Raw genomic sequence first — 13,222 nt, forward strand, 5'->3', positions numbered from 1 at the left:
GATTTCCGGAGCGTCAACGCCAGTATCCACAACGCGCGTTCGTGCCGCGCGACGCCGTCGCACCTGGCAATCTGATCCGGCACTCGCTCGAAGACGACCCGAGTACCGGGTGATTCCGTCGGGGTTCCCCGCCACGGAACGGGGACCGGAGGCTAGAGGATGCGCCACAACGAGGGCCCGGCGTTCAGGCTGACCAACGCGGAGGACGCGTACGCGGCCGAGGGGTTCGTCGACAGGCGACGCCGAATGCTCGTCATCACCGTGGTGACCGCACTGGTTGTGGCGCTGGGCGGTCTCGGCGCGGCGCAGTTCGTCAAATCGCCTGGTGAGCACGCCGCGGAGGCCGACGCCCCGCCGCACTCCCTCATTACCGCGGAAGTCGAATCCCGGCGGCTGGTGGACACCGTCGTGCTGCGCGGCCGGGTGACCGCGGCGCAATCCGTGGACGTGACCGCGCAGGGGGCCGGGAAAAGCCTGGAGGATTCCGGCGGTTCGGCCGTCGTAACCGCTGTGCGGGTGAAAACCGGTGACGCGCTCGCGGCCGGGCAGGTGCTCGTGGAGATTTCCGGAAGGCCGGTATTTGTGTTGCCGGGCGCCGTTCCGGCGTACCGCGATTTGAAACCCGGTGCGGAGGGCAAGGACGTCGCCCAATTGCAGCAGGCGCTTTCCGCGGTCGGACTCAATACCGGTGCGGATCCCAGCGGTTCCTACGGCGTCGGAACCCGCGACGCGGTGGCCGCGCTATATCAGCGGATCGGATACTCCGCACCGCAGGCGCAAGGCTCCGACGACGGCAAGACGGAGACGCCCCCGGACCCCGCGAAGTCCGGTGCCATGGTGCCCGCTTCCGAGGTGGTGTTCCTCGGCGCGTTCCCCGGTCGCGTGGACTCGGTCAACGCCCAGGTCGGCAAGCCGGCGGCGGAGAAGGTGCTCGGCATCTCGTCCGGCGCCCTGGTGATCCGAGGCGCCCTGGCCCCGCACGAAAAGGGCCTGGTCCGCCCCGACATGCAGGTCAAGGTGTTGTCCGAGGTGACCGGGCTCGAAGCGGCCGCGAAGGTCACCTCGGTCGCGGACACCCCGTCCGACCCGAACGCGGCGAACGGCGACGGTGGTGAGACCAAGTCCGGCTCCGGTGCCCGCACGTACGAGATGGTGGCGACTCCTACGCAGCCCCTGAACGCGAAACTCGCCGGACAGGACGTGCGGCTGACCGTCGAGGCGGCCGCGTCGGCGGGACCGGTGCTCGTTGTGCCGCTGTCCGCGGTGTCGGCCGGTGCCGACGGCCGCACGGTGGTGACGGTGGTCGAGCCGAACGGCGCCAAGCGCCGTGTCGAGGTCCGGCCGGGAACGACCGGCGACGGGTACGTCCAGGTGACGCCGGTCGCGAACGCCCGGCTCGGGGCGGGAGAGCGCGTGATGATCGGCGTGGCGGGCGGTCCGGCCGGTGCGGCGGCCACGGCGGGGGCGGACAAGTGACGTACGGGACGGCCGCGGGCGGGCCGGCCGCCGGCGAAATCGCCGCCGGACGTACCGTCGGCGTCGCCGCCGGCATCGCTACCGACACCGTCGTCGGCGCCGCCGATGCCCGCGAGGTCCCGGTGATCGAGTTCGACGGCGTCTCGCTCACCTACCCCGGCCCGCCCGAGGTGCAGGCGCTGCGGCGGACCGATCTGCGCGTCTTCCGCGGCGAATACATGACCATCGTCGGTCCGTCCGGTTCCGGAAAGTCCACGTTCCTGAACGTCGCCGGCCTGCTGGACCGCCCGACGGGCGGCCGCTACCTCCTCGACGGCGTCGACACCGGAGAGCTGCCGGAGAGCCGCCGCGCCGCACTGCGGGGGGCGCGGATCGGGTTTGTGTTCCAGTCGTTCCACCTGCTGCCGCACCGCAGCGCGATCGAGAACGTCGAGCTGTCGATGGTCTACCAGGGGATCCCGCGTGCGGAACGCCTCGCGCGCGCCCACCGGGCCCTGGTCATGGTCGGTCTGCGGCACCGCGTGCGGGCACTGCCCTCGACCATGTCGGGCGGCGAGCGGCAGCGCGTGGCCATCGCGCGTGCGCTGGCCGGCCGGCCGGCGCTGATGCTGTGCGACGAGCCCACCGGAAACCTCGACTCCACGACGGCGGAGGACATCTTGGTCCTGCTCGACTACCTGAACAGCGCGGGCATGACCATCATGCTGATCACCCACGATCCGTCGGTCGCCGCCCGAGGTACGCGTACGGTCGCCATCCGCGACGGCCTGCTGACCGAGCAGGCGCGGCCGTGGGCACCCGCGTGAGGCCGTCGTCCTCGCGCAACCCCTGGCTCGACCTCGACCGCGGGCCCGCGCGGGAGGCCCTGGCACGGGCGTCGACCGTGCCTCCCCCCGCGGCAACCCCAACCACCGCGCCCGCAACCGCCGCACCTACGCATGCTGCACATCTGCATGCTGGACCTCCGCCCGCCGCGCCGACGACCCCGGCGCAGCCGGCTCCGGCGGAACCAGCTCCGGTACGACCGGCTCAAACGCAACCGGCTCCGGCGCGCGAGCCGGTGACACCGACATGGTCGCCTGCCCGCGCCGTGCCGCCGCCCCAGCCCGCCGTACCGCCCCGCCCGGTGGGCCCGCCGCGTACGCCCGTGGTACCGGCGGCAGTTGCCCCCACAGCGCCCGTCTCCCCGCCTGCCGTCGAGCCGGCCACCCCGCCTGCCGTCGCGCCGACCACTCCGCCCGCCGCCGCGCGTACCGCCGCATCCGACCGGAAGCGCCCGGCAGCCGAACAGGACCTGCCGCGCTCCCGGTTCGCGTGGCGGGACCTGGTGGCGCAGTCGCTGGCCGGGATGTTGCAGCGCCCGGCCCGCTCGATGCTCACCGCCCTGGGGACCGTCCTCGGCGTCGGCACCTTCGTGGCCGTGCTCGGCATCACCGCCACCGCAAGCGGCCAAATCGGTGACAGATTCAACAAGTTCACCGCGACAGAGGTCACCGTCGAGGACACCGGCGGTGAGGACAGCGAACACGTGCCGGTGGCGCTGCCACCCGACGCCGACGCGCGCGTCGGCGCGTTGAACGGGGTCACCGCCGCCGGGACGTATTGGGACGTCCGGCTGTCCGCGGGCGGCGGGGTCCGCGCCGCCCCGGTCGGCGACGACCGGCAGAGCCAGGCCACTCCGGTCCTCGCCGCGTCGGCGGGAGTGCTTCGGGCGGCCGGCGCGACCTTTGCACAGGGCCGCTCGTGGGATGCCTTCCACGACGGCCGTGCGGAGCTGGTGGCGGTCGTCGGACCCGGTGTCGCGGCCCGGTTCGGCATCAGCACGTTGGAGACGCTGCCGGCGGTCTTCATCGACGACATCCCGTTCACCGTCGTCGGCATCCTCGCGGACACCGAGCGCAAGCCCGACCTGCTGATGTCGGTCGTGGTGCCGCACACGGCCGCGGAGGCGATCTGGGGACCGCCCGACCCCGGCGCGCGGGCGGCGATGCTTGTCTCGACGGAGATGGGTGCCGCCCGGCAGGTCGCCCAGGAGGCGCCGTACGCCCTGCGGCCGGACCACCCCGACTACTTCAAGACCGTCGCGCCGCCGGACCCGCGGTCGCTTCGCGAGAACGTCACGTCCGACCTGGACACGCTCTTCCTCTTGCTCGCCGGGATCTGCCTGGTGATCGGTGCCGTCGGGATCGCCAACACCACGCTGGTCGCGGTGATGGAGCGCACCGCCGAGATCGGCCTGCGCCGCGCACTGGGTGCGCGTGGCCACCACGTCGCGGGGCAGTTCATCGCCGAGTCCTCGACCCTGGGGGTGGTGGGCGGTCTGATCGGCACCAGCCTCGGCACCGCGACGGTCGTGGCCACGGCCGCCGCCCGCGACTGGACGCCGATCGTCCACCCGCTCCTGGTGTTGGCGGCCCCGTTCGTCGGGCTGGTCACCGGTTTGGTCGCGGGGCTGTACCCGTCCTGGCGCGCGGCGCGGATCGAGCCGGTCGAGGCACTGCGGCGCTGACCGGCGGCGGGCGGCAGGCGGTGCCGGACCGTACGGCGGCCGTACTTCAGCCGTACGCAGGCACCGCGAGGCCACCAACGCACAAGGCCGCGGCCCCGGGCGTGACGCCCCCGAGGCCGCGGCCCTCCGTACGTTCGCGTGCTACTGCCGGTCGAGCCAGGGCTCCCGCAACTGGTCGAGCCAGTCCAGGAGATCGCTGCCGGTACTCGGCCTGACCCGCAGCACCTGCGGGTCGTGGTCGCTCGCCTGGTCCGCGAACTCCGCGTTGACGTGCACGATGTCGTACTCGAAGCGGGTCAGCCGCGGGCTGGTGAGGATGTGGTCGAGCATCTGGCTGTTGCCGTTGAAGACGTACCCGTACTGCTCGTTCGCGGGCAGGGTCTCGACCAGCGCCTTCAGCGAGCCGTCGGCGGTGAGCGTCTTGAGGGTCGGCGAGAAGGCGAAGTCGTTCAGGTCGCCGAGCACGACCACGTTGGCGCGCGGGTCGGCGGTGAGGATGTCGCCCACGAACCCGTGCAGTACGGCCGCCTGCTTGAGGCGCTGGACCTCGGACGTCCGGTTCGGCGGCTGCGTGCGGCTGTCGAGGACCTGGTCGCCGCCCTTGGACGCGAAGTGGTTCGCGATGACGAACACCGTGCGCCCGCGGAAGCGGAACTCGGCGGCGAGCGGCTTGCGGCTGTTGGCCCAGGCCTCGTCCGCGGGGGCCACGCGGCCCGGGGACAACGTCAGTTGCGCCTGGCCGAGCCACGTCTTGCGGACGCCGACCGGCGTGGTCGCGTCGCCGCCCGCGCGGTCGACGAACTGCACGCGTGCCGGGTCGAACAGGAAGGCGTTGCGGATGTTGCCGCCGGGCTGGCCGCCGTCCGTGCCGTCCTGCGGGTCGATCGTGCGCCACTGGTAGCGCGGGCCGCCGGCCGCGACGATCGCGTCCACGAGCTTGGCGAGCGTCTGGTCGGAGGCCACCGTGCCGTCGTTCGCGGGGCCGCTGTTGTCCTGGATCTCCTCCAGGGCCACGATGTCCGGCGTGGCCAGGCTGGTGACGATGCCGCGCGCGAGCCGGTCGAACTTGGCCTGGTCGTCGACCGGCGACAGGTTCTCGACGTTGTAGGTCGCGACCGCGAGTTCGGTGTTCTTCTGGTCCCGAGTCGTCTCGGGCGTGCGGCCGGACGAGGTGAGCGTGCCCAGGGTGGTGGCGGCGACGCCGTACCCGCCGAAGCTGTCGTACGTCATCGGCCCGGCCGTCGGGCCGATGAGCGTGTCGCCGACGTCGGCCTTGGGGAACGGGCGTTCGGCGAACGGGATCAGCGAGGTGACCTTGACCCGGCCGCCGTTCTGCGCGGCGTACGAGCCGTAGAGCGTCCCGCCGGTCGCCGTCGGGTTCTGCGCCGGTTCGACCGTCACCCACAGCTCGTTGAAGGAGGTGGTGGCGCCGACCACACGGGTGTCGGCCACCTGCACGCGCTGGCTCTCGACCGACTCGTACAGGTCGAGGGCGTACGCGCCGGGCTGCAGCGGCTGCGTCTCCAGGTTGCCGTCCGCGGTGTACGCGTCGGGCACCGTCGCGGCGTCGAGCACGACCGCCGCCGGGACGGCGTTGCCGGACGACGTGACCGTCCAGGTGGCACCGGTGAGTTCGGTCAGCGACTGGCCGTTGGCGTCGGCGTTGCCGGGGTAGAACTCCTCGACCTTGCCGCTCACGGTCACCGCGTCGCCGACCGCGACACCCTGCGGCGTGGCCGATCCGGTGAAGACGAACATGCCCTCGGAGGTACGCGGGTCGGCGTCGGGCTGGGTGTCCTGGAACCAGAAGCCGCGCGCGGAGCCGAAGGGGCGGATCGCGGTGACCACGCCGGGAACGGCCGACACCTGCCGGCCGTTCTTGGGCGACACACGCCCGGTTCCCTGGATCTCGTGGATACGCGCGGCCGCTCCCGGGTCGGTGCCGGGGTCGCGCGGGCCCTCGTCGCGCGAGTTGAGGGGTGTCGGGGCGCCGGACGCGAAGTCGGCGGCGTTGTCGTCGGTGTCGGCGAGCGGCGTACCGCGCGCCACGCCCGCGGTGTTGGACGCGCCGGTGACGGGGGAGCCCTCGCGGACCGCGGCGCTGCCGTAACCGACGAGGTCCCGGATCCGGGCGTCCGCGGCGCAGTCGGCCGCGGTCAGGCAGGTCAGCGCCTCGGTCGAATTGACCAGCGCGATCGTGCCGCCCGTCGCGGACATGGCGATGGCGCCGGTGGCGTCGGGGGCGGGCAGCGCCAGCGTGCCGCCGGTGCCCTTGGCCTCGGCCACGATGTAGCGGCCGTTCGGGGCGAGGCTCCCGGTCAGCGCGGTCACCTGCCAGCGGCTGGTGGGGCCGGGGGCGGCGGGCAGGTACTGGACCGACCATCCGGCGAGGGAGACGGTGTCGCCGCTCCGGTTGCCGAGTTCGACGAAGTCCTGCTGGAGCGTGGCGCCGGCGTTGCCTCCGCCGCCGTACACCTCGGCGATCACCGCACTCGGCGAGGGGGCTGCCGCGGCCGTCGCGGGCGCGAGCAGCGCGGGTGTCGCGGCCACCGCGGCGGCGACGGTTGCCGCGACGGCGCCGGACGTACGCCGTCCCCGCCGTGTGCGTGGCGGCAGCGGCGACAACTGACGTGGTGTCACCCGAGTCCTCCTGGTGTGAACGTGTGTATGGGCCGGGCCGAACGGGTCGTGCGCGCTGATGCCTGCGTCTCGTGGAGCTGGGTCTCGTGGAGCTGCGTCTGGTGGAGCTGGGTCTGGTGGAGCTGGGTCTCGCGGAACTCCGTCTTGTGGAACTCCGTCTTGTGGAACTACGTCGTGTGGAACTGCTTCTGGCGGGCCTGCATGTCGTGGGCCGGTGTCCGGTCGTGTGGCGAATCCTGCGGACTGCCGGTGAACGCCGCCCGTCGTGCGGGCGACCTGCGGTGCGTGGGCGGCGGAACAACGTGCGGCGGTCGGTCGGCGAACCTGGAGCCGTCCCGGGCGCCGGGTCGGCCGCATTCTGCGCGCGTAGAACCGTTGCGCAGACAGTAGGGCGTCGGCGGTGTCCGGCGGAAGTAGCGCCGGGCACGCGGTCGATGCGGTGCAATCCGGGCGCTTCCGGCGGATGGCCATAGACTCGCGTCATGACGACCGCCCCGACGGTTCGCGCACTGCGCTGGTGGGACATCGAGCAACTGCTCGCGCTGGAACACGACCTGTTCGCCGAGGATGCCTGGTCACCGGGCATGTTCTGGTCCGAGCTCGCCGACCCGGAGACGCGCCACTACGTCGTCGCGGAGGACGCCTCGGGCGCCATCGCCGGATACGCGGGGCTGGCCTGCGCCGGCGGCGAGGGCGACGTGCAGACCATCGGCGTACGCCGCGACCAGTGGGGCACCGGGCTCGGCGCCACCCTGCTCGCCGACCTGCTGGACGAGGCCCGGCGGCGCGGCTGCCACCACGTCCTTCTGGAGGTGCGCGTCGACAACACGCGGGCGCAACGGCTGTACGAGCGCTTCGGGTTCGTCCCGCTGGGCGTACGCCGCGGCTACTACCAGCCCGCCAACGTCGACGCCCTCGTGATGCGCTGCGACATCACCCGCGACGGTTCCGCGGCCCGGCACGCGAGCAACGCGCGACACGCCGCCGCCGCACCGCATGCCGTCGATGCAGCGCACGGCTCCGGCGCACCGCATGCGGTCGACGTACCGCACGATTCCGAGGCACCGAACGCCGCCGACCTGCCTGACAGCTCCGGCGTACGGCACGCCTCGAACGGCAGCGGGCCGGTACCCGAGGAGGCCGGCGACCGTGGCCGCTGACGAGCCGCTCGTCCTGGGCATCGAAACCTCGTGCGACGAGACCGGTATCGGTATCGTCCGCGGCACCACGCTCCTGGCCGACGCGGTGGCGTCGAGCGTCGACGAACACGCCCGCTACGGCGGTGTCGTCCCCGAAGTCGCCAGCCGCGCCCACCTGGAGGCGATGGTCCCGACCGTGCACCGCGCGCTCAAGGACGCGGGCGTCGCGATGTCCGACATCGACGCGATCGCGGTCACCTCGGGTCCGGGCCTCGCAGGCGCGCTGCTCGTCGGCGTCGCGGCGGCCAAGGGCTACGCGATGGCGCTCGACAAGCCGGTGTACGGCGTCAACCACCTCGCCGCCCATGTGTGTGTGGACCAGCTCGAACACGGCCGACTTCCGGAGCCGTGCATGGCTCTGCTGGTCTCCGGCGGGCACTCGTCGCTGTTGCTCGTACCCGATGTGACCAGCGACGTACGGCCGCTGGGGGCGACGATCGACGACGCGGCCGGCGAGGCGTTCGACAAGGTCGCCCGCGTGCTGGGGCTCGGGTTCCCGGGCGGGCCGCTGATCGACCGGCGGGCGCGCGAGGGCGACCCGGATGCGATCGCGTTCCCGCGCGGGCTGTCGGGGCCGCGCGATGCCGCGTACGACTTCTCCTTCTCCGGCCTGAAGACGGCGGTCGCGCGCTGGGTCGAGGCGCGCGGGCGCGACGGCAAGCCGGTGCCGGTCGCGGACGTCGCCGCGTCGTTCCAGGAGGCCGTGGTGGACGTCCTGACCCGCAAGGCGATTCGCGCGTGCCGGGAGAACGACGTCGACCACCTGCTGGTCGGCGGCGGTGTCGCGGCCAACTCGCGGCTGCGGGCCATGGCCGCCGAGCGCTGTGCGGCCGCCGGCATCACGTTGCGCGTGCCACGCCCGGGGCTGTGCACGGACAACGGCGCGATGGTCGCCGCCTTGGGCGCGGAGATGGTACGCCGCGACCGGGCTCCGTCGACGCTCGGCATCCCGGCGGATTCGTCGATGCCGGTCACGGTGACGCAGGCGTAGGGCACGGGCGAGTGTGTGCCCGGGTGAACGTACCGACGGGGAACCGACAGGGAGGGGGCGGTCCATGACCGCGCGCATCACGGCCACGATGTGGGAGGCGAAGGCGAACCCGGGCAGCGGCGACGCGCTGGTGGACTGGGTGTACGCGACGGCCCTGCCGTCCCTGGAGGGCACCTCGGGCCTCGAACGCGTCGAGGTCTTCCGCAGCGCGGACAGCAGGGTCGTGGTCATCAGCCTGTGGACGGGCGAGCCCTCGGGGCTGCCCGACCCGCCGCGCGATCTGGTCGCCCGGCCGCCGCACGAGTGGGACTTCGAGCAGGTGCAACGCTGACCCCGCGCCCCGTCGTGGGCGCGGGGTGTCCTCGTCATCTCCTGGTGCCGTGAAGGTGGGCGGCGGCCGCCGCGGTGGGCGGGTCGGTCCGGAATCCCGGACTCCGTACCCGCCCCCGGCGAGGAGGCCGAATCACAAGCCGGGGGCGGGACGGCCGCACTCATGGCATCGCGCCGCCGCACGAGCCATGCCTTCAGGACTTGAGTGTGCCCCGGTCACCCTGCTGTTTACACCCGTATCGACATTCCCGTACCTGTCATATGGGTGATGGTGTATGCGCGTGGCGTAGCTTAAGACGGCATCTTCCGGACGGATCGCCGCAAGCGGGTGAAGTTTCGAGGCAACCGATGCGCGGGCGCGGCGCGTACGGAGGTTGTGCGCCCGGTGCGCACGCCGTGCGCGCGCCGCGACATGGGCGGGCGGTCGCCGGGGGCGGACCGTCGGCAGGTGCGGACAGTCAACGATTGCAGGTGTGGACAAGCGCGGGCGTCGGCGGGCGCGGCGTCGGTAAGTTCGAGCGTCGGCCGGTGTGGTCGAGTGCGGGTGGCCGGAGTGGCCGCCAGAACGACGGAAAGGCGCGGGAACGGTGGCGGTGGGTACACGAGTTCGGGCGGACGGCCCGGTGGTCGGCCGCGTAGGAGGCCGTACGCGTGGCCTTACGAGCGGCGGCGCGGGCAGGCGTGCGGCGGCGGTCCTCGTCCTGGTGTCCGCCCTCGTGCTCTCCGCCTGCGGTGGCGAGTCGGGCGAGCACAAGCCGTTCGGGGCCGACGGGGTCGCTCCCGGCCCCGGGTCCGCGGGCGGGACCACCCAGGCCGCACCGGCCCCGCAGGGGACTCAGGCCGCCGTACCGCCCGGCGGCGGGCCCGCCGCGCCACCGCCCGGCGATGCCGCCGCCAAGGCCGCCAGGTGGGGCCTCCAGCCCTTCCTGGCCGCCCCCGCGCCGCCCGCGACCAAGCCGGTGAAGGCGAACCCCGCCGCGCCGCCGGTCATCAAGAGCGTGCCGACCGACCAGAAAATCGTGTTCATCACCATCGACGACGGCGCCGAGAAGGACCCGAAGTTCCTGGAGATGGCGCGGGACATGAACGTGCCGTTCACGATGTTCCTGAACGACAGCTATGTGCGCCAGGACCCGGAGTACTTCCGGAAGTTGCAGGACATGGGCCACTCGGTGCAGAACCACACGCTCGACCACCCGAACCTGCGCACGCTGGACGCGGAGGCGCAGAAGCGCGAGATCTGCGGCAACCAGGACCGGATCGAACAGGAGTACGGGGTACGGCCGTACCTGTTCCGCCCGCCGTTCGGGAACTACAACGCGACCACCGAGCAGGTCGCCGGCCAGTGCGGCGTCGGCGCGATCGTGCTGTGGCGCGAGTCGATGCAAATCAGCGACATGCAATACCTCGACGCCGACAAGCAGTTGAAGCCCGGCGACATCATCCTGGCGCACTTCCGCGGGCCCTCGGACCTCAAGGGCAAGACGATGACGCAGATGATGGCCAACCTGCTCCGCAAGATCCAGGCACAGGGCTTCACCGTCGCGCGTCTCGAGGACTACGTCTGACGGACCCCCGGCCCGGTCCTTACCGCCCGACCGGCCGCCCGACCAGCATCGTCGGCGCCCCCGCGACGCGCGTCAGGAACACCGTCGCGGCCCCCGGCCCGCTCGGCTTCACGCGCTTGCGCACCTCCTCGGGCTCGACCGCCGAACCGCGCTTCTTGACGGTCAGGCTGCCGATCCCGCGCTCGCGTACGAGGGCCTTCAGCTTCTTCAGGTTGAACGGAAGCACATCCGTCAGCTCGTACGCCGTCGCCAACGGCGTCTCCACCAGCGTGTCCGCCGTGATGTACGCGATCATCGGGTCGACCAGTGACCCGCCCACCTCCTCCGCGACCTCGGCGACCAGGTGCGCGCGGATGACGGCGCCGTCCGGCTCGTACAGGTAGCGCGCCACCGGACCGTCGGGCGCCTGGCGTGCGTCGTCGGCCGCCAGGGAGGCACCGCCCGGCAACAGCGTGGCGCGCAACCGCCCTTCGCCGTCCGCGAGCCGGCCCCACCACAGGACCGCCTCCTTCACGTCGCCGCCGTACGACACCCATTCGGCGGCCATCCCGTCGGGCACGACCTCGTGCGGAATCCCGGGCGCGACTTTCGCGGCACCGCACGGTACGCGCGAGGCCAACTCGTCGAGGAACGACAGCGGCGGCGAGTACGCCTCCGGATCGAACACCCGTCCCCGCGCGGTCCGCCGCGCCGGATCCAGAAACGCCGCGTCGAACCCGTCCAGCGCGACCCGCGTGACGTCGTCGCACCGCACCTCGACCATCTCCGCCAGGCCCAGCGCCTCCGCATTGGCCTGCGCAACCGCGCACGTGAGCGGGTCCATGTCGACCGCGACCACGCGTACCCCCGCCCGCGCCAGCGCCAGCGCGTCCCCACCGATCCCGCAGCACAGGTCCGCCGCCCGAGTGACCCCGGCCGCCGCGATCCGCGCGGCCCGGTGCGCCGCGACCTCGGCCCGGGTGGACTGCTCGACCCCGTCGGGCGTGAAGAACATGCGCGCCGCGTCGTCCCCGAACTTCGCCCGCCCGCGCTGCCGCAACCGGGCCTGCGTCAGCGCCGCGGCGACCAACTCCGGCTCATGCGCCCGCCGCAGCCGTGTCGCCCACGCCAACTCGTCGGCGGGCCGATACTCCGCCAACTCCGCGAGCAGCCCGCGCCCCTTGGCCGACAACAACCGCGCAAATCCCTCGACGTCCACCCCCACATTCTCCGTGCCGCCCCCGCCGGCCGGATACGTACGTCAGCCGACCCGAGCACTTCGACCCATGCCGGCCGCCCCTCGACCCGAAACCTGCCGTACCGACTAGCCGGTGACCACGGTGTGGGCGGGGTAGATCCTCGGCTGCGCGTCCGCCACGCCGAGTTCCTCCAGCGCCGGAATGATGAACTCACCGAACCGCTGGAACGCTTCCTCCGACTCCCACACGTCGACGACGAGCCATCCGTCGGCGGTGGGCGCGGCGGTGTGCGAAATGATCCCCGGCACGGGCCAGTCGGAAAGGCTCGTCACCGCCCCGCGTCCGCCCGTCACCTTCTCGGCGCTTCCCTCGTACTGCGCCTGAGTCATGCCGGGGAACTCGAAGACAACGACGATCGCCATGGTGCACTCCCTGGAACGCGGACACTGATCCCCCGATCCAGCCAAGTCGAACACCACACGCCGCAACCCGCCCCTCAGCCTGACCCGAACGAGCGACCGCCCCCGGCCGGGCACCTTCCGGATGTGCGAGGGTCGAGTCGGGCATTCCCTCAGCCCGCAGGGTCACGCAGGCCGACGCAGTCGAATGCCCAAAAAGCCTCTGAATACACAAAAGTTCCCGTCATCCACGGCTCGTGAGCGGACAACCGGGCCACCTGAAAAGCGGCGTCCGGAATACGCAGCGACGGCGAACGAAAGCCCACCGCACCGGCGCGCTCGAAGCCGCGCGTGCCGTAGTACTGCGGCGAACCCTCCAGAAACACCAACGGCACCCCCTGGTTGTCGGCCGCTTCGAGGGCGTGGGCGATGAGCTGCGTACCGACGCCCTGGCGCTGGAACTCCGGAGCCACGCCCAACGGTGACAGCGACAGGACGTCCACGATCCGGCGCGGAGCGTCCAACCGCGTAGCGCTCAGCAGGACGTGCCCGACGATCCGGTCGTCGACGACGGCGACAAAGGACATCGGCGCCAACGCAGCCTCCGCAACGCGAAGTGCCTCCACGAGCCCCGGAATCCGCTCGTCGCCACCGAAAGCCCGCCTGTGAACGTCGCGCACATCGCGGTGATCGTCACCGGTCTCCTCCCGGATCACCACCCCGGCCCCATCAAGAGCGATCCGGCAGCTTCCAGGCGCATCACGTGACGTCATGCCCGCGAGAGTAAATCGCGGGACAGCCCACCCGCGACGCAATTGCACCGCCCTTGTCACTTCCGCAATCGGGCCGGCCCGTCAGGACTCACCCGTGCAAAGCACCCGATACCCCTTGTCATGAGCAGATTTTCCGTCATGAAGGCCCACGGGATTACGC

At 72.2% G+C, this 13,222-nt stretch carries 10 protein-coding genes and 1 pseudogene; 7 read left to right on the forward strand and 4 right to left on the reverse strand.

All coding sequences use genetic code 11. The features are described from left to right. Positions 1 to 159: 159 nt before the first annotated feature. From AB0C36_RS18245 to AB0C36_RS18255, 3 genes are all read left to right on the forward strand, one after another. Positions 160 to 1,476, forward strand: coding sequence for a peptidoglycan-binding protein (locus AB0C36_RS18245; protein WP_358355205.1), 1,317 nt, complete (start codon positions 160 to 162; stop codon positions 1,474 to 1,476). Between the two features lie 74 nt (positions 1,477 to 1,550). Next, on the forward strand, positions 1,551 to 2,282 hold the full coding sequence (locus AB0C36_RS18250) for an ABC transporter ATP-binding protein (protein ID WP_358355267.1): 732 nt from the start codon (positions 1,551 to 1,553) through the stop codon (positions 2,280 to 2,282). A gap of 488 nt (positions 2,283 to 2,770) precedes the next feature. After that, a complete protein-coding gene (locus tag AB0C36_RS18255) occupies positions 2,771 to 3,985 on the forward strand; it encodes an ABC transporter permease (RefSeq protein WP_358355269.1) in 1,215 nt (404 codons plus the stop codon). A gap of 141 nt (positions 3,986 to 4,126) precedes the next feature. On the opposite strand, the gene AB0C36_RS18260 is transcribed toward AB0C36_RS18255, so the two are convergent. After that, entirely contained in the window at positions 4,127 to 6,601 is a 2,475-nt protein-coding gene (locus AB0C36_RS18260) for a DUF8508 domain-containing protein (RefSeq protein ID WP_435839069.1), read from the reverse strand. 506 nt (positions 6,602 to 7,107) lie between these two features. Here AB0C36_RS18260 and rimI point away from each other — a divergent pair. From rimI to AB0C36_RS18280, 4 genes and pseudogenes are all read left to right on the forward strand, one after another. Next, positions 7,108 to 7,590: pseudogene (gene rimI / locus AB0C36_RS18265) on the forward strand (ribosomal protein S18-alanine N-acetyltransferase); the annotation flags it as partial. Between the two features lie 184 nt (positions 7,591 to 7,774). Then, complete coding sequence (gene tsaD / locus AB0C36_RS18270) at positions 7,775 to 8,815, forward strand: tRNA (adenosine(37)-N6)-threonylcarbamoyltransferase complex transferase subunit TsaD (protein WP_358355207.1); 1,041 nt, start codon at positions 7,775 to 7,777, stop codon at positions 8,813 to 8,815. A gap of 64 nt (positions 8,816 to 8,879) precedes the next feature. Next, entirely contained in the window at positions 8,880 to 9,146 is a 267-nt protein-coding gene (locus tag AB0C36_RS18275) for a hypothetical protein (protein ID WP_358355209.1), read from the forward strand. Positions 9,147 to 9,738: 592 nt separating this feature from the next. Next, positions 9,739 to 10,713, forward strand: coding sequence for a polysaccharide deacetylase family protein (locus tag AB0C36_RS18280; RefSeq protein WP_358355211.1), 975 nt, complete (start codon positions 9,739 to 9,741; stop codon positions 10,711 to 10,713). A 19-nt stretch (positions 10,714 to 10,732) separates the two neighbouring features. Here the strand turns inward: AB0C36_RS18280 and AB0C36_RS18285 are convergent, their stop codons facing one another. From AB0C36_RS18285 to AB0C36_RS18295, 3 genes are all read right to left on the reverse strand, one after another. Continuing rightward, positions 10,733 to 11,911 (reverse strand): THUMP-like domain-containing protein, encoded by a 1,179-nt coding sequence (locus AB0C36_RS18285; protein ID WP_358355213.1) that lies wholly within the window; start codon positions 11,909 to 11,911, stop codon positions 10,733 to 10,735. A gap of 105 nt (positions 11,912 to 12,016) precedes the next feature. Then, on the reverse strand, positions 12,017 to 12,313 hold the full coding sequence (locus tag AB0C36_RS18290; protein WP_358355215.1) for a hypothetical protein: 297 nt from the start codon (positions 12,311 to 12,313) through the stop codon (positions 12,017 to 12,019). A 149-nt stretch (positions 12,314 to 12,462) separates the two neighbouring features. Further along, positions 12,463 to 13,062, reverse strand: a complete 600-nt coding sequence (locus AB0C36_RS18295; RefSeq protein WP_358355217.1) for a GNAT family N-acetyltransferase — start codon at positions 13,060 to 13,062, stop codon at positions 12,463 to 12,465. Positions 13,063 to 13,222 lie beyond the last annotated feature (160 nt).

It is taken from the genome of Streptodolium elevatio, assembly GCF_040649515.1.
Taxonomy (GTDB): Bacteria; Actinomycetota; Actinomycetes; order Streptomycetales; family Streptomycetaceae; genus Yinghuangia; species Yinghuangia elevatio.

Excerpts from the sequence above, each read along its gene's own strand:
- AB0C36_RS18275 (WP_358355209.1), top strand. The coding sequence starts at position 8,880 with ATGACCGCGCGCATCACGGCCACGATGTGGGAGGCGAAGGCGAACCCG.
- AB0C36_RS18290 (WP_358355215.1), bottom strand. The coding sequence starts at position 12,313 with ATGGCGATCGTCGTTGTCTTCGAGTTCCCCGGCATGACTCAGGCGCAG.
- AB0C36_RS18295 (WP_358355217.1), bottom strand. The coding sequence starts at position 13,062 with ATGACGTCACGTGATGCGCCTGGAAGCTGCCGGATCGCTCTTGATGGG.
- AB0C36_RS18245 (WP_358355205.1), top strand. The coding sequence starts at position 160 with ATGCGCCACAACGAGGGCCCGGCGTTCAGGCTGACCAACGCGGAGGAC.